The following is a 16,800-nucleotide window of genomic DNA, read 5'->3' as shown; positions in this document are numbered from 1 at the left end:
GTTTGTTTAATAAGGTTATTAACTTAACTTTTTTGCTGCGGTCTCTACTGCTTTTTCTATGCTGTTATAAGACGCACATCTACATATGTTACCGTGCATGGCATTTCTTATTTCAGATTTTCTGGGATTGGAATTTCTTTCCAGAAAAGCCGAAGCTGTCATGATTTGTCCGGATTGGCAATACCCGCATTGTGGGACATCAATGTCTTTCCAAGCTTGCTGTACCGGGTGGTCTCCATTTTTAGAAAGCCCTTCAATAGTAGTAATTTCCATACCTTCTGCCTGAGATACCTGAAGAAGACAACTTCTCATCGCATTACCATCTACATGAACAGTACATGCACCACATTGCCCTATACCGCATCCAAATTTTGTACCTACCAGATCTATATTATCTCTTAGAACCCATAATAAGGGGGTGTCCATATCTGCCTCAACAGTATGTATTTTATTATTAATTTTTAAATTGAACGTTGGCATGATTTTGATTTTTGCATGAAGTTATTAAAAAATACAATTAGTAATTCACTAACATATAATTTTAACAGAGCCTTAACTAAGTCTCAAATACCAACAAATAAGATTATTTTACCTTAATTATTTACAAATTCCAAGGCGCACTTTTCATTATAATACACATTCTTTTTATCAATAAACCCGGAGTGTCCGCCATGTTTTGGCATTTCTAAATAAAGGTTTTCATTGTTTTTGGCTTCTTTTACCGGAAAACATTCCGGAGATAAAAACGAATCATTCAATGCATTTATAATAAGTGTTGGAATCTTTATGTTTTCAAGGAACTGCAAACTACTACACCTTGTATAATAATCCAGTGCATCTTCAAAACCATGTGCTCTGGAAGTGTAAATGTTATCAAAATCCATGAGTGTTTTAATAGATTCCAGTGCTTTAACACTAAGTTGTTCAGGGAATCGCTTTTGTTTAATCTTTATACGATTTACCAAATGTCTTAAAAACCTGTCATGATACAGTTTATTTTTAAAGGTGTGTAATTCGGCTGCCGAACCAGACAAATAGCAAGGCACAGAAACAGCGATAGCAGCTTTAAGCTGTTTAGGTACTGTAGGACGTTCTCCTAAGTATTTTAAAATCATATTAGCACCAAGACTTATTCCTTTTAAATAAATTTCAGAATAGTGCTTTTTTGAAACGGCATGTTCAATAATAGCCTCCAGGTCTTCTGTAGCCCCGGAATGATAACTTTTAAACTTCAAATTATCCTCACCACTGCAACCTCTAAAATTGACACAAACTGCATCTATACCATTCTTATTAAAAAGTTTTGCTGTTCCGGTCATATACGGCCGTTGGCCATTTCCTTCCAGTCCATGTAATAAAACAATGAGTTTTTCTGATTTTTCTTTAGCATGGCTCCAATCCAGATCCAGAAAATCACCGTCAGGCAAGGTTATTCGTTCCCGTTCCTGATTTAAAGACACACGCCTTATTAATCCGGAATAAACAGTGGAAATAAATCCGTTTTTAAAGTAAAACCTGGGTTTGTATTTGCTCTCTATTACTGGCATAATTCAACTTTTTTGCAGCAACCTTCAGTGTTTTCTAAACTTCTAATGAGGTAAACTTAAAATCTTTTCCGTTAAACAGACCTTTATCACTTAATTTTAAGGATGGTATAACCAATAAGGCCATAAAGGACAGGCTCATATATGGCGCGTGTAATTGACTTCCCATTTGTTTCGCCATTTTATCCAATTCGGCATATTGTATACCAATAGTTTCTCCATTCTTATCACTCATAATACCTGCAACCGGAAGTGGTACTATTTTTTCATTGGAATTAGATACTGCACAAATACCACCTTTATTCTCAATCACCAGGTTAACGGCTTTACAAATAACTTTGTCTGAAACACCGATTGCTATAATATTATGAGAATCATGCCCAACTGAAGAAGCAATGGCGCCTTCCTTCAATCCAAAATTTTTAATAAAAGCCATTGCTGGTTTTTGATTTTGGTACCTGTTGACCACCGTCATTTTTAAAATATCCTTATCAATATCTGAAATCAAATTTCCTTTTGAAATTAATGGTTTAGCAATAATTTCGTTTGTCACCAATTGCCCATCCAAAGCCTCTATAACCCGAATCTCTTTTGCTAAAGATTCTACCCTGAAATCTTCAATTTCTTTTTTATCACAATTAAAATTATTCAAATTTTCAAAAGGTGCTGACTCTATCAACGACTTGTCATTATCATAAACTAATTGGCCATTTATATAAGTTTGCAGTGTTTTAAAGGTCTTTAAATCTTCCACAACAATGCAATCTGCTAAATCTCCAACCTGTAGTAAACCAACGTCTAAATTATAATGATTTACCGGATTAACACAAGCCGCTTTTAAAACTTTAAAAACATCAATGCCTTTAGCAACAGCCCTGGCACATAATTGATTAATATGATCAATTATCAAATCATCCGGATGCTTATCATCACTACAAAACATCATATGGTTATAATACTCAGGTAATAAATCAATTAATGCTTCAAAATTCTTGGCAGCACTCCCTTCCCGTATTAAAATCTTCATACCTTTCCGTAGCTTTTCCAAGGCTTCGTCATAAGTAAAACATTCATGATCTGTTGAAATACCTGCATCTATATATTTAGTAAGATCATCACCTCTTAAACCGGGAGCATGACCATCTACGGGTTTATTATAAGTTTTCGCCCATGCTATTTTTTTCATGACCTCGCCATCATCAAAAAGAACACCCGGGTAATTCATCATCTCTGCCAGGTATTTAATTTCAGGGCTTTCAAGTAATGTTTTAATAGCATTGGAGTTTATTGTGGCCCCTGCCGATTCAAAATTTGTAGCAGGCACACATGACGGGGCTCCAAAATTGAATTTAAACGGTACCTGCTTTCCATTCTCAATCATAAACTCTACACCTTCAACTCCTAAAACATTAGCTATTTCATGAGGATCTGAAACGGTAGCTACCGTACCGTGACTGACTGCTATTTTTGCAAATTCTGAAGGTACAAGCATGGAACTTTCAATATGTATATGTGCATCTACAAAGCCCGGCAGAATATAGTGATTAACATCATGCTGCTTTTCTATTATCGATGCTATATTTCCATTTTCAAAAGTAATCTCTCCTTTAAAAATTGTTCTGTTTACTATATCAACTATTTGTCCTTGCAGCTTCAATTCTTATATTATTTAAATGCCATGACCACATTCAATATGGTGTTAGGGCTTCAATTCAATTTTTAGTATGGTTTCAGTACTCTTTGTTACTTTAAATCTGCGATCTGCCCTTCTGTTTACGACCCAGATAATATCATTACCTGAACAAAGTAACCAGGTTCTTTCTTTATCCAATAAAGACAGTTTCTCATCTTTAAAATACTTGCTTAACTTCTTCTTACCTGACATTCCTATAGGATAAAACACATCGCCTTCTCTTTTTTGTCTGAGAATTAATGGAAACCTTAACAACGCTTTATCTACATGAATACAATTTACAGCTTGTTTTACCTCTTCATTAACTTCTTCAAAAAATAAAACTCCTAAAGGTGTTTCCTTCTGTATGTCTCCCTCTGAAACTAAAATTTCCTGATGGCTTTCTGTTGAAATTGGGCTTAACAATAAAGAATCCCTATCTTTTATAAGTCTGTGTGTGTTTGAGAATACTTGCTTTCCTGACTGGGCATCCAGTAAATTAAGAACATCATCCCACTCTGTAAACCCAAACGCTTTTAATGCTTCAAATAAATAGGCCTTTGGCTGCCTTACTTCTTTAAATTCTGATATTTTGAATTTAACTTCATCGTCCTTAATATTTACAGCTGTATTTGTCAAAAAAGAATTCATTCGATCATTAACTATAGAAGACGAATCATTCAAATGGTTAAGTGTAGCTTGAAAACTTTGAAGTAAACTCGGGTTTATTTCTTTTAGAATAGGAATCACTTCATGACGCAGTTTATTCCGTAAATACTTTACAGACTTGTTACTACTATCATCCCTCCATTTTATAGTGTTCTCTTTTGCATAAGTTTTAATAACATCACTTGAGAAAGGTAAAAGAGGACGTACAAATTTGCCATTAACCCGTGGAATTCCGGTTAATCCATCCAGCCCGGTACCCCTGGTAAAATTAATTAAAAAAGTTTCCAGATTATCATCGGCATGATGTGCCGTTAAAACATAATCAAATCCCAACTGCTCTGACAATTCTTCAAACCAATTATAGCGTAACTCACGAGCTGCCATTTGAATGGAGCGTTTATGTGCTTTTGCATATTGATCAGTGTCAAAACGCTGTATAAAAACTTCAAGCTCTAAATCTTCTGCTAATTGCAATACGGAATCTTCATCTGCATCACTTTCTTTTCCTCTCAAATTAAAATTACAGTGTGCTAATGCTATATTTAATTTAAGCTGATAACATAAATGCGTTAAAACTACACTATCCACACCCCCAGAAATGGCAATAAGTAGCTTACTCTGATTTAAAAATTCAAGCTGGTCTTCAATATGGTTTTTAAAGTGGTTAAGCATGTCTTCAAAGATACAACTTTGCCTATATAAATACACATATTACAAATAATAGCCCATGACAATTGTCATACGCCAGGATTACAGATTTATTAATTTTATAGTATTAATTTAATACTAAGCGCTATGTGTACTATAAAACAATTAAACGATAAGGCTACTCAAATTACTTTTGATAAAAAAGTAGTGTCTACAACACAACATTTACAAGCTTATGTAAAGCATAGACTATACATTGCAGAGGTTACAGGCATAATTCCAAAAAACATGTATTGTTCTAATGATTTTATTGATGATGCCGTAGCCACTTTTTATGAATATGGTATTAATCTGGACGCTAAAAATCAAGAGATCAAAATTAAACTTTTTCAGATTGTTGATGCTGATTTAGATAATCTCTTCAAACAAGAAGCTTTTCATAAAAACACATTTAGCACTAATGTCATACTGGAAGAAGAGCTAGACGGTTTGGAAGAACACTTTACCGTTGATGAAGGATTAGACCTGATTATGAATGATGAATTGGATGATATCTCATATAAACAAGATAGCAAACACTGGCATTTGTTTTTATATGACGATAAAAACACTTCCTCGATAAATACTTTTGAAGTTGAAAATCATCTAACTACCAAACATAATCTCTTTTTAGGTAAATTCTATTCATGGCTACCTATAAAAGTTTCCGATATTGTGGATTTGCTCGTCTTTGGACGGTTATCTTTTCAGGAAATTGCAGAAGTTAAATCTATAGAGCCAAAACGTGTTAAGCGTATTCTGAATTTGGTTATAAAAACCTTTAGAACACATTTAAACTAGCTTTCCAAAACTGTTCTCATAGCTTTGGCTTTTACTAAGCATTCTTCGTATTCCTGAAGCGGATCACTTTTTGCAGTAATGGCCCCACCTACAGAATAGGACACATATTTTTTAACGTGGTTATAGAGTATACTTCTAATAACCACGTTGAAATCAAAATCACCTGATGGCGAAAAATAGCCAATGGCTCCGGAATACACTCCTCTTTTGGTCTCTTCCAGGTCCTCAATAATTTTCATTGCTGAAATTTTAGGAGCACCTGTCATACTTCCCATTGGGAATGTGCTTTTTATAACATCTACGGGGTGTGTACGATCTTCAATTTTTGAAGTCACCGTAGAGATCATTTGGTGTACCTGATCAAACGTATAAACTCTACATAATTCTTCAACCTGAACACTGCCTTTCAAAGCTGTTTTAGACAAATCATTGCGTACCAAGTCTACAATCATAATATTCTCGCTACGTTCTTTTTTATCATTAAACAAATTTGATTTTAACAGTTCATCTTCTTCTGGATTTACCGAACGTTTTGCTGTCCCTTTTATAGGTTGAGAAATTATAGCATGCTCCTGTTTCTTTATATAACGTTCAGGAGAAGCACTCAGCACATATTTATCCTGTAATTTAATAAATGATGCAAAGGGAGGTTTGGATATACTATTTAGTTTTTGGTATGTTTCTAATGGATTAATTTCAGTATTTTCAGCATAAAACTCCTGGCAAAAATTAGCTTCATAAATATCACCTCTATGAATATGGGCCAACATCTGATTTACTTTTTCAAAATATTCATCCTTATGAATGCGCAGTTTAATTTTAATATCATTTTGTAATTGTTCATTTGATCTGTTGATTTGCTCAATCTCATTCAGATCGTATTTCAATTCATCTTCAACACAATTTAAATACCAAATTTCTACTTGATCTCGTTTAAACAAAAACAATTTTTTTGGCTGAAAAAAATATAAATCCGGAAATCCTAGCCCATCAAAATTATTTGATTCTAAATTCTCTACATCGTTTTTTAAGTCGTAAGTTAAATAACCAAAAATCCAATCTTTAGTATGTATTTGGTATTCCTTTAGCTTTTCAAAACCTTTATTAAAATCAGTTTGGATGCCGGTAAAAGCATCAACGGCCAAAACGGCATCATAACTGGAATATTTTTGTTCATAGTTATTAGAGTCTAACCAAACCACATCATCAAACTGTTGTCCCCAAATGAGTAGTTGATTTTTAAACTTTGTAATATCTTTTAAACTATGAATATATCTTGCTCTCAATAGAAAATAATAAGGGGCAAAGTTAGTTAGAATACTTAAAAAATTATGATTTTTGCAAATAAGTTTAAATACAATTGCCCATGTACTCCTTAAAAAATGATAAGCTAGAAATTGCCGTTACAAAAATTGGTGTCGAACTGTGTAAAATACAGAGTGTTAAGAATAATTTAGATTTTATGTGGGATGCCAACCCTGAAATATGGGGGAGTTATGCGCCTAATTTGTTTCCTATAATTGGAGTGTTAAAAGCAGGAAGCTATATTTTTGACAATGAAACTTATAAGCTTCCCAAGCATGGATTTATAAGACATAATGACGCTATTGAACTTGATAAAAAAACCTCTGATAGCTTGGTTTTTAAGTTGAAGTACAACAAAAACCTACTAAAAATTTATCCTTTTAAGTTTGAATTTCTGATCTCATATAAACTTATTGATAACAAAATTGAGATTACACATACGGTTAATAATATAGATAATAAGCCGCTTTATTTTTCACTGGGTGGACATCCGGCTTTTAAGTGTCCTGTCTATAATGATGAAAGCTATAATGACTACGTTTTAGAATTTGAATCTGTTGAAAATTCTAAAACACACCTTATTAATATGGAAAATGACCTCCTCTCTTCTAGAACCAAACCTACCTTGAATAATACTAATTTACTCCCTCTTAGTCATGATCTATTCAATGATGATGCGCTTATTTTTAAAGACTTAAAATCAAGACGCGTTTCTCTTAAGAGTTCTACACATGGTGAAATTCTATCGGTTGAGTATAACGACTTTAACTATTTAGGGATTTGGGCCAAGCCTAATGGAGATTATGTTTGTATTGAGCCCTGGTTAGGTACCACTGATCATGAAGAGACCAACCAAGACTTTACTACCAAAGAAGGCATCATAGAATTAGGGTCAGGTAATACGTTTAATGCAAGCTACAGCATAGAAATAAATAATACTCATTTACTGTAAAATAATAAGCTTAACTTTGCCTGTTAAATAGCATACTGTGACTTTTCAAGATTTAAATTTAAACACCCCGCTTTATAATGCTTTAGATGATTTAGGTTTTTCTAGCCCTACTCCTATACAAGAACATGCTTTTAATGTTGTAGCTTCCGGTAGAGATGTGATAGGTATAGCACAAACGGGTACAGGAAAAACTTTTGCTTATATGCTACCCATTCTCAAAAACCTAAAATTCTCTAAACAGGAGAACCCCAGGGTTTTGGTTTTAGTACCTACAAGAGAATTGGTTGTACAAGTGGTTGAGGAAATTGAAAAGCTATCAAAATACATAAACAATCGTGTTTTAGGTGTTTATGGCGGTACTAATATTAATACCCAAAAGCAAGCCGTTGCCCAAGGCCTGGATATTTTAGTGGCTACGCCCGGACGTTTATATGATCTGGCCATGAGCCGGGTTTTACAACTTAAGTCTATTCAGAAACTGGTTATTGACGAGGTTGATATCATGTTGGATTTAGGGTTTAGACATCAGTTGATAAACATCTTTGATATTCTTCCGGAACGCAGACAAAGCATTATGTTTTCGGCTACTATGACACAAGATGTTGATCTGTTGATCTACGACTTCTTTAAAAACCCTGAACGTGTTTCTATAGCCGTTTCAGGTACGCCCCTTGATAATATTAAACAAAACAGATATAATGTTCCCAACTTTTACACCAAAGTAAACCTACTAACAGCATTACTTCAAGATGAAGAGCGTTTTAATAAAGTACTGATTTTTGTGGCTTATAAAAGAATGGCTGATCGGTTATTCGAGCAATTAGACATCCTTTTTAAAGAAGAGTTATGTGTTATTCATTCTAATAAAACACAGAATTACAGGTTACGGAGTATAGAACAGTTCAAAGAAGGACACAATCGTATTTTAATTGCTACAGATGTTATGGCACGCGGTTTAGACATTGACAATGTGTCTCATGTTATTAATTTTGATACGCCAGAATATCCTGAAAACTATATGCATCGAATTGGTAGAACGGGACGTGCAGAACGTAAAGGAGAAGCGCTTGTTTTTTCAACAGAAAAAGAACAAGAATCCATTACCAATATTGAACATTTGATGAAAATGGACATCCCGGTGTTGGAATTACCTGATCATATTGAAATATCTACAGAACTCATAGAAGAAGAGCGTCCGCAAATAAAAGAGCATAACAATCCAACCAAAAGACGTGATATAGATGCTCCGGGGCCCGCTTTTCATGAAAAGATAGCCAAAAACAAAAAGGAAAACTTAGGGGGTTCGTACAAATTTAAAATGGCTGCCAAATATAAAAAGCCAAAAACCAGAGGTGATAAAAATTATAACAAACGGAATAAAAAGAAATAGTTTTATATAATTGCTTAAGAAATAAAAACTAATTCGGAATAATTACTTATAAGTTAAAACTCCTTTTTAAATCAATAAGAAGGAGCTTTTATCTTGAAACTCTTTAATACTGATTATACTTTCTGCAACGCCTTCAAAATAATAATACCAATTCTGGGCAAAATAAAAGTAACACTACCAAAGACTGTAGTTAAAAATGAAACTTTAAGTCCTCCGGCAATTACCCCTTGTGACATCCCTCCCACACTTTCAATGGCATCAAAGGCCGTTATCATTCCTATTATTGAGCCTAAAAGCCCTATAACCAATCCTAATACACTAACGTCTGATGCCAAACCGGTCATCTTTTTAGATTTTGCCAAATCTTTTTTAAGGCTAATAAATCCTGATATTAAAAAAAAGAAAGCTAGCAAGAAGCATATTAATATAAGCGACATAAACAGCGGGCCTCCTTCAATAAAACGGTCAATAAACGGGTTTGATAATAAAATAATTAACATATACATAACTAATGGTTTTGATTAAACTTAACACAAACTTAGCTTGCTTTTGTTCTATCAAAATTAAAATGCGATGGATGACCAATTTAGCAATTAAAATAACATCATGTTAAAACCATGGCTAAATCTGTCATTCATCTACAAAACCCATTATGCCACAAAAAATATATTAATATTGTATTACAATCTACAACTCATGCTTAAAGCATTTTTTTTAAAAAAGATAATACAATTGATACTACATACCTTATTTTGGTGTGCAGTACTTCTGTTTTACACCTATTTTTTTGGGTTTGACAGCAAGGACTTTAGTTATGTATTGTCTTTTTCATTGTTCTTAATGCCTATAACCATTGCCACTACCTATGTTTTTATTTATAAACTCATACCAGATTACCTGATTAAAAAGCGCTACTTCTTCTTTGGCGTATATAGTTTTTATGCCTTAATTATTTCTGCTTATCTCATTGTAATTTCTGTATTTTTTGGACTTGTTTACCTATCAAACTTTCAATATTCAAATATGGCGCCCATTAGCAAAAGTCTATTATTTGTTGCCATTGCCGTATACATAGTAGTTATTATAGTAAGTAGCTTTAAACTACTGAAACTTAACTTAAAACACTCAGAAGAAACCAAAAAACTGGAAACAAAGATTTTAGAAACTCAACTAAAACTAAAAGAACAAGAGTTGAATTATTTAAAAATGCAGATTCATCCACACTTTTTATTTAATACTTTAAATACCATGTATGGGTTTGCCTTAAAAAAAGCTGATGAAACACCGGAAATGATACTAAAACTATCTAATTTATTAGATTATTTATTGTATCAGGTTGATAAACCTTTTGTCCTGTTAAGCGATGAGATCAATCATCTTAATGACTATATTGAATTAGAGAAAATGCGTTTTAATAAAACACTAAATATTAATTTTTTGATTAAAGACATATCAAACGATGCCCAAATTGCCCCCATGCTATTACTGCCCTTTATAGAAAACAGCTTTAAACATGGTCATTTGAAACAAGGTACATTACATATTAACATCAAGCTTTTTTGCAAAGGCAACAGTATCCTTTTTCTAATTGAGAATACAAGCAAACATACAGAATTAACTACTAATGGCATTGGTTTAGACAATATAAAAAAACGATTAGATTTGCTATATAAAGATGATTATTCTTTGGCTATTCAAAATGATGAGGGTCTGTTCAGAGTAAATTTAAAACTTGACACTAAATAAAGTATGGAACAAAGAAAGGATATTTTCTGTATGATTGTTGATGATGAATCTATGGCCAGGGAGGTAATTGCTACACATTTATCAAAAATTCCTAACATTAAAATTGTATCCAGTTGCAGCAATGCCATTGAGGCTTTTAGTTATTTAAGGGAACAGGTAATAGATTTGGTTTTTCTTGACATTAATATGCCTGAGATTTCAGGAATCTCTTTTGCCAAATCCATTAATAAAAATGTAAAAATAATTTTTACCACGGCATATAGAGATTTTGCTATTGAAGGTTTTGAATTACAAGCCGTAGATTATTTACTAAAACCCATTTCATTTGAAAGATTACTTAAGGCTGTAAACAACTATTTTGATATCTATGCTGATGATAATTTATCCAAAACTAAAGAGTTACCCCATAACGATTTTATGTTTGTTCGTGCCGATAGGCGGATGATAAAAATTGATTTTGAATCTATCATCTATATTGAAAGTTACAGTGATTATATTAAAATCCACTTAACCGATAAAACTATTGTAACCAGAGAAACCATTAGCGCTATTGAAGCTAAATTACCTAAGCATAATTTTCTGAGAATTCACAGGTCTTATATCATTTCTTTAAAAGACATATCGTCTTTTACCAATGAAGAAATTACGATTAACAATACTTCTTTAACCATTAGTAGAAGTTATAAAAAAGATGTACTTCAGGTACTTGAAAAGTACTAAAAAATCCCCTTTCAAATGAATGAAAAGGGACCCGTAAAGAGTTTCAGTATACAGAAAAGTAACCAACCAAATTTTAACCCTAACTTAAAGTTAATCCCGTATACTTACATGGCTCTCTACAATATCTTTTATAGGCACAATTAACTTGCCTTGCTTAGTCTTTAACGTAACTGTGATGTGATTTATTGATTCCACCTCTCCATTTATATCTCCAAATTCTATTTTTTGTCCAATTTCATAAGTCTTTCTTGCATAAAATGCTTTCAGTAAATCCCCTACTACTTTTTGGGCTCCCAGTCCAAAAGCCAAGGCAAATGCTAATAAAAGACCTGCTAATATTAATGTAATATTATTGGTAATAATTGCCGTATCTACACCTGCTTGATTTAATGCCGTAATTGAAATAAAAACCACTAGCAATAAAAAAACAATTTGACTTATCAGTTTTGAACCCGATAAATCCATAGATTCAAAAAATGATTTAATGGTTTTCTTTATAAAGTTGGCTAATAATAATCCAACTGTAAATATGATCAATGCCGAAAACAGCTTAGGTAAGTAACCAAGAAAGTTTTTAATTTCTTCAGATACTATGGTTAAGTTCAAAATATCAGTAACAATAATCAAGATCATGATATATATGATCCATTTCACAAACTTTGTAGTAATGGTAATAACATTAAAACTTAGCTTTTTGCTACCAAATAATTCGATGTCATTTATTTTATCATCTATCTTATCAGCCTTAGCCAGTTTTAATGCTTTTCTAACTATTCCAACAATGAGCTTAGCTAGCAACCAACCAATAATAATTATGGCAATAGCCCCAAGTATGTTAGGAATGACTTGACCGACCTCTTCTGTCATAGTTTTCAACGAATGCATAATACCTTCATTCCATGCAGATATTTTTTCCATATTGATTTATTATTTAAGTTTGGGTTATTCTTTTCTTTTCTTAATGGTTTGTTCAACAATTTGAGCCATATCAACTGAGAACAGAGTTGCTAAATCCATTAACAGCTTAGCCGTAGCTATGTCTCCCATTACCTTTGCCTTAAGCTCCTTTGGAACTTCTTTAAGCGGTTGGTTTATTTGCTTAAACGGATTATCCATTACTTTAGATTATCATTATAAACGGTTCTCAATTTATCCTTAGCGCGTTTGATTCTCATCTTAACCGCACTTTCGCCAATTCCTAAAACACTTTCAATTTCCCTTATAGATAGAAAATCCTGGTATTTTAGTAATAATATCATTTTCTCTTCTGGAGAAATTAGCTCTAAAGCCATCTTCAATTTATCTACTTTCATACTTAGAAAACTAGTATCGTCTTCATCATCTTCTGAAAGGTTTTCAATATCATTATAATCTACAGATTGTTTTTCAAATTTCTTTGCCGTATTTCTGGTTACATAATTTACGCAATGATTATAAGTAAATGCATATAACCAGGTTGAGAACTTTGATTTTCCTTTAAAACTGGCTAGCTTAACAAAGAGTTTCAAAAACACATCTTGTGTTAAATCTTTAGCTTCATCTTCATCCTTAGCAAAACTATAGCATTTATTATAGACTAAACCGACATATTTATCATATAAAATCTCAAAAAGCAACGTATTATTTGTTTTAACAATTGCCTTTACCAAATCTTCATCAGGTAACTTTTTAATGTCGTTCTGGGTCTTCAAATTTAGCTTTATCGTCGCTGGTTTGGTTTAATTGATAATTAAGACACGTGTCTTAAAAAAAAGTCACATGCAAATGCAAAATAAAAATAGTATTTAATTCTAATTAAGAATAGTATTTATACATACGCATTTGATACGCAATCTTACAGTCTTTTCGTAAAAATACGCCTTTCTTTGTTCATCAGCCGTCATAATTAAATCCATACAGAATACATGCATATGCGCTTTCTATAAAACTAAATTAAGCAAATTATAGATAAAAACTTAAAAAATCAGTAACTTGTAACAAAATAAACAACTCACAATCAAATATTTACAAAAATGAAAAGTGTAATCCTTACTATGATTGCCCTAAGTCTTTTTTTTTCTTGTAAAAACTCAAAAAAACAACCTACTGAACTTATTATAACCCAAGCCTCAAATTCAAAATATGCTTGTGTACCTCCTGTTACAGACGCTCAGTGGTATAAAGAGGATAACATTGCGCCGCTACTTGAGGGCTATGATGTTATCAATTACCCAATCACAACAGACAATGAATTGGTGCAACGCTATTTTAATCAGGGGATGGCTCTGGCCTACGCATTTAATCATGCTGAAGCCGCAAGATCATTTCACTATGCTACAAAGTTAGATCCTGAATGTGCAATGGCATTCTGGGGCTTTGCATATGTGTTAGGCCCAAATTACAATGCAGGTATGGAATCTGATAACTATGAACGCGCCTATAAGGCTATTCAAAAAGCAAAATCACTTTCCAATAATGTTACCGAAAAAGAACGGCAGTTTATTAATACTATGGCTATACGATATGCTCCAGAACCTCCTGAAGACAGAACACAATTGGATATAGACTACTCAAATGCTTTAAAACAACTTTATAACCAATATCCTGATGACTCAGAAATAAGCGCGCTTTATGTTGAATCCATTATGAATTTGCATCCTTGGGATTTATATGACAAGACTGGCAACCCAAAAACATGGACCCCAGAAATTGTTGCTCTTTTGGAAAGCCTAATAGAAAAATATCCTAAGCATCCGGGAGCGCATCATTTTTACATTCATGCTGTTGAAGCATCAAATACCCCTGAACGTTCAGATAGTTCGGCTAAAGCATTTGATGACGGTTTAGTCCCCGGGTCGGGGCATTTATTACATATGCCATCACATACTTATATCAGAACAGGAGAATACCACAAAGGTACTTTATCAAATATTGCAGCAGTAAAAGCCGATAGTGCTTACGTTACTGCATGTCATGCACAAGGGGCCTATCCGCTTGGGTATTACCCGCATAACTATCACTTTATGGCTGCCACAGCAACACTGGAAGGCAACAGCCATTGGGCCATGATTGGTGCTAATAAAGTGTCTGATCATGTACACCCTGAAATTATGAAAGAACCCGGCTGGGGAACACTACAACATTATTATACCATTCCGTATTACGTAGCGGTAAAATTCAAAAAATGGGATGCTATTTTAGATATGAAACTAGAAACTTATGATCTAAAATATCCAAAAGCCATCCGTCACTATGCCGAAGGCATGGCACATTTAGGTAAAGGAGATATAGAGCTGGCCAAAGCCGAATTAGATGAATTACACAAACTGGCTAATGATCAAAGTTTAAATGATATAACCATTTGGGATATTAATACCGTATATAATCTTGTACAGATAGCTTCAAAAGTTCTTAAAGCAGAAATAATGGCATCAAAATCTGATTATAAGGCAAGTATTGTATTATTAAAAGAGGCCATTGCCATAGAAGATGCATTGAACTATAATGAACCACCTGATTGGTTCTTTTCTGTCAGACATCATTTAGGACGTATTCTCATGCTTAACGGGCAACATCGTGTAGCTATTGAAACATATTTAGAAGACCTTAGGCGTTTACCAAAAAACGGTTGGGCTTTACATGGCTTAAAACAGGCCTATGCCAATATTAATGATGATACCAATGCCGGGCGGATGACCGTACTATTCAGAAAAAGCTGGAAACACGCCGATTTTGAACTCGAATGAATAAGGCCGCTCAACTTGAGCGGCCTTATTAAACTTTTATGTATGTTATGACGCTACTTATATATGCAATGCACGATTGTCTGTAGCAGCTAGTGCTGCTTCTTTTATAGCTTCCGTGAACGTAGGATGAGCATGTGACATTCTTGAAATATCTTCGGCACTGGCACGATATTCCATAGCTACAACCGCCTCTGCTATCATATCAGCTGCACGGGCACCAACCATATGTACTCCTAAAATCTCATCAGTATTTTTATCTGCCAAAATCTTTACAAACCCATCTAAATCCATACTAGCCCTGCTTCTTCCTAAAGCACGCATTGGAAAAGACCCTGCTTTATACTCTACTCCAGCTTCTTTTAACTGCTCTTCTGTTTTACCTACAGCAGCAACTTCTGGCCATGTATAAACTACTCCCGGAATTAAATTATAATCTATATGCGGCTTTTGACCTGCTAAGGTTTCTGCTACAAAAACGCCTTCTTCTTCAGCCTTATGCGCTAACATTGCTCCTTTTATAACATCACCAATAGCATAAATATTTGGTGCCGACGTTTGTAAATGGTCATTCACTTCCACCTGCCCTCTTTCATTCAACTTCACTCCGGCAGCTTCAGCGTTTAAGCCATCTGTATATGGGCGACGTCCAACCGATACCAAGCAATAATCACCTTTTATTTCTACCTCTTCTCCTTTCTTATTATCTGCTTTTACAATAACCTCATCTCCAGCACGCTCAACAGATTTTACTTTATGAGATGCATTTATTTTGAACTTTTGCTTTTTAAGTACTTTATTCAACTCTTTTGATAAGCCGCCATCCATAGTAGGAATGATTCTGTTCATATATTCTACAACAGTTACTTCAGCACCTAAACGTTTGTATACTTGCCCTAGTTCCAATCCAATAACACCACCTCCAATAACAACTAAATGTTTTGGAATCTCTTTAAGCTTTAAAGCTTCAGTAGATGTTATGATACGTTCTTTATCAATATTTATAAACGGTAAACTTGATGGTTTACTACCAGTTGCTATAATGGAATTTTTAGCTTCAATTTCAGTGGTTTCTTCACCCGAAATGGTGATATGTGTAGCATCTTTAAAACTTCCTAACCCCTGATAAACATCAATATTATTTTTCTTCATTAAAAAATCAATACCGCCAGTAGTTTGGTCGACCACTGCTTGTTTACGAGCAATCATTTTCTCTAAATTCACCTTAACATCACCTGGAATTTCTATACCATGTTCTTCAAAATGTTTTACAGCATCTTCATAATGGTGTGAAGAATCTAAAAGTGCTTTACTAGGTATACAACCTACATTTAAGCATGTCCCTCCAAGTGTTGAATATTTTTCTATAAGGGCAGTTTTCATGCCTAATTGTGCACAACGAATGGCAGCTACATATCCCCCGGGGCCTGAACCAATTACGGCTACATCATATGAATTCATATTTTTCTATTGTAATTTTAGAATAAAAAATAAGCTTTGACAATAGTTAAAATGACAAAGCAAAAAACAAAACCCAAAAATACGAATTTAGATTCAAGGATTTGAACAGAATTTGAGTTTTTTAAAACAAA

16 protein-coding genes are annotated in these 16,800 nt (G+C 33.6%); 6 read left to right on the top strand and 10 right to left on the bottom strand.

Annotation, left to right across the window (positions count from 1 at the left end; genetic code table 11):
• Positions 1-18 precede the first annotated feature (18 nt).
• The 4 genes from VOI54_RS12045 to tilS form a co-directional block, all read right to left on the bottom strand.
• On the bottom strand, positions 19-480 hold the full coding sequence (locus VOI54_RS12045; RefSeq protein WP_326283041.1) for a (2Fe-2S)-binding protein: 462 nt from the start codon (positions 478-480) through the stop codon (positions 19-21).
• Between the two features lie 113 nt (positions 481-593).
• Positions 594-1,547, bottom strand: coding sequence for a YheT family hydrolase (locus VOI54_RS12040; RefSeq protein WP_326283040.1), 954 nt, complete (start codon positions 1,545-1,547; stop codon positions 594-596).
• A gap of 34 nt (positions 1,548-1,581) precedes the next feature.
• Positions 1,582-3,201 carry an adenine deaminase gene (ade, locus tag VOI54_RS12035; RefSeq protein WP_326283039.1) on the bottom strand — a complete coding sequence of 540 codons (1,620 nt, stop codon included), beginning with the start codon at positions 3,199-3,201 and terminating at the stop codon, positions 1,582-1,584.
• A 42-nt stretch (positions 3,202-3,243) separates the two neighbouring features.
• Positions 3,244-4,557, bottom strand: a complete 1,314-nt coding sequence (tilS, locus tag VOI54_RS12030; RefSeq protein ID WP_326283038.1) for a tRNA lysidine(34) synthetase TilS — start codon at positions 4,555-4,557, stop codon at positions 3,244-3,246.
• A gap of 123 nt (positions 4,558-4,680) precedes the next feature.
• Here tilS and VOI54_RS12025 point away from each other — a divergent pair, with 123 nt between their 5' ends.
• Positions 4,681-5,373, top strand: coding sequence for a hypothetical protein (locus VOI54_RS12025; RefSeq protein ID WP_326283037.1), 693 nt, complete (start codon positions 4,681-4,683; stop codon positions 5,371-5,373).
• Here the strand turns inward: VOI54_RS12025 and pabB are convergent.
• Positions 5,370-6,659 carry an aminodeoxychorismate synthase component I gene (gene pabB, locus VOI54_RS12020; RefSeq protein ID WP_326283036.1) on the bottom strand — a complete coding sequence of 430 codons (1,290 nt, stop codon included), beginning with the start codon at positions 6,657-6,659 and terminating at the stop codon, positions 5,370-5,372. The two genes, VOI54_RS12025 and pabB, sit on opposite strands and share 4 nt — an antisense overlap.
• A gap of 80 nt (positions 6,660-6,739) precedes the next feature.
• Here pabB and VOI54_RS12015 point away from each other — a divergent pair, with 80 nt between their 5' ends.
• Positions 6,740-7,630: an aldose 1-epimerase family protein gene (locus tag VOI54_RS12015; RefSeq protein ID WP_326283035.1), complete on the top strand. Its 891-nt coding sequence runs from the start codon at positions 6,740-6,742 to the stop codon at positions 7,628-7,630.
• Positions 7,631-7,667: 37 nt separating this feature from the next.
• Positions 7,668-9,020 (top strand): DEAD/DEAH box helicase, encoded by a 1,353-nt coding sequence (locus VOI54_RS12010; RefSeq protein ID WP_326283034.1) that lies wholly within the window; start codon positions 7,668-7,670, stop codon positions 9,018-9,020.
• Between the two features lie 113 nt (positions 9,021-9,133).
• Here the strand turns inward: VOI54_RS12010 and VOI54_RS12005 are convergent, their stop codons facing one another.
• Complete coding sequence (locus tag VOI54_RS12005) at positions 9,134-9,526, bottom strand: MotA/TolQ/ExbB proton channel family protein (RefSeq protein WP_326283033.1); 393 nt, start codon at positions 9,524-9,526, stop codon at positions 9,134-9,136.
• A 190-nt stretch (positions 9,527-9,716) separates the two neighbouring features.
• Here VOI54_RS12005 and VOI54_RS12000 point away from each other — a divergent pair, with 190 nt between their 5' ends.
• Together VOI54_RS12000 and VOI54_RS11995 are read left to right on the top strand one after the other, a co-directional pair.
• Positions 9,717-10,766, top strand: a complete 1,050-nt coding sequence (locus VOI54_RS12000; RefSeq protein WP_326283032.1) for a sensor histidine kinase — start codon at positions 9,717-9,719, stop codon at positions 10,764-10,766.
• A gap of 3 nt (positions 10,767-10,769) precedes the next feature.
• Complete coding sequence (locus VOI54_RS11995; RefSeq protein WP_326283031.1) at positions 10,770-11,486, top strand: LytR/AlgR family response regulator transcription factor; 717 nt, start codon at positions 10,770-10,772, stop codon at positions 11,484-11,486.
• Between the two features lie 90 nt (positions 11,487-11,576).
• Here the strand turns inward: VOI54_RS11995 and VOI54_RS11990 are convergent, their stop codons facing one another.
• Genes VOI54_RS11990 through VOI54_RS11980 form a run of 3 tightly spaced genes read right to left on the bottom strand, consistent with a single transcriptional unit; the run spans position 11,577 to position 13,177 of the window.
• The gene (locus tag VOI54_RS11990; RefSeq protein WP_326283030.1) at positions 11,577-12,404 is read right to left on the bottom strand and encodes a mechanosensitive ion channel family protein; all 828 of its coding nucleotides are present in this window, start codon (positions 12,402-12,404) and stop codon (positions 11,577-11,579) included.
• A 24-nt stretch (positions 12,405-12,428) separates the two neighbouring features.
• Positions 12,429-12,602, bottom strand: a complete 174-nt coding sequence (locus VOI54_RS11985) for a hypothetical protein (RefSeq protein ID WP_326283029.1) — start codon at positions 12,600-12,602, stop codon at positions 12,429-12,431.
• Entirely contained in the window at positions 12,602-13,177 is a 576-nt protein-coding gene (locus VOI54_RS11980; protein WP_326283028.1) for an RNA polymerase sigma factor, read from the bottom strand. The genes VOI54_RS11985 and VOI54_RS11980 overlap by 1 nt, the downstream gene beginning before the upstream one ends.
• Positions 13,178-13,498: 321 nt before the next feature.
• Here VOI54_RS11980 and VOI54_RS11975 point away from each other — a divergent pair, with 321 nt between their 5' ends.
• Positions 13,499-15,211: a tetratricopeptide repeat protein gene (locus tag VOI54_RS11975; RefSeq protein WP_326283027.1), complete on the top strand. Its 1,713-nt coding sequence runs from the start codon at positions 13,499-13,501 to the stop codon at positions 15,209-15,211.
• Between the two features lie 57 nt (positions 15,212-15,268).
• On the opposite strand, the gene lpdA is transcribed toward VOI54_RS11975, so the two are convergent.
• A complete protein-coding gene (gene lpdA / locus VOI54_RS11970; protein ID WP_326283026.1) occupies positions 15,269-16,669 on the bottom strand; it encodes a dihydrolipoyl dehydrogenase in 1,401 nt (466 codons plus the stop codon).
• Between the last annotated feature and the right edge of the window lie 131 nt (positions 16,670-16,800).

This window comes from Alterotamlana spongicola (assembly GCF_035818475.1).
In the GTDB taxonomy this organism is placed as follows: domain Bacteria; phylum Bacteroidota; class Bacteroidia; order Flavobacteriales; family Flavobacteriaceae; genus Cognatitamlana.
Note: the sequence above shows the minus strand (reverse complement) of the source record. Positions and strands in the feature narration are given on the sequence as shown.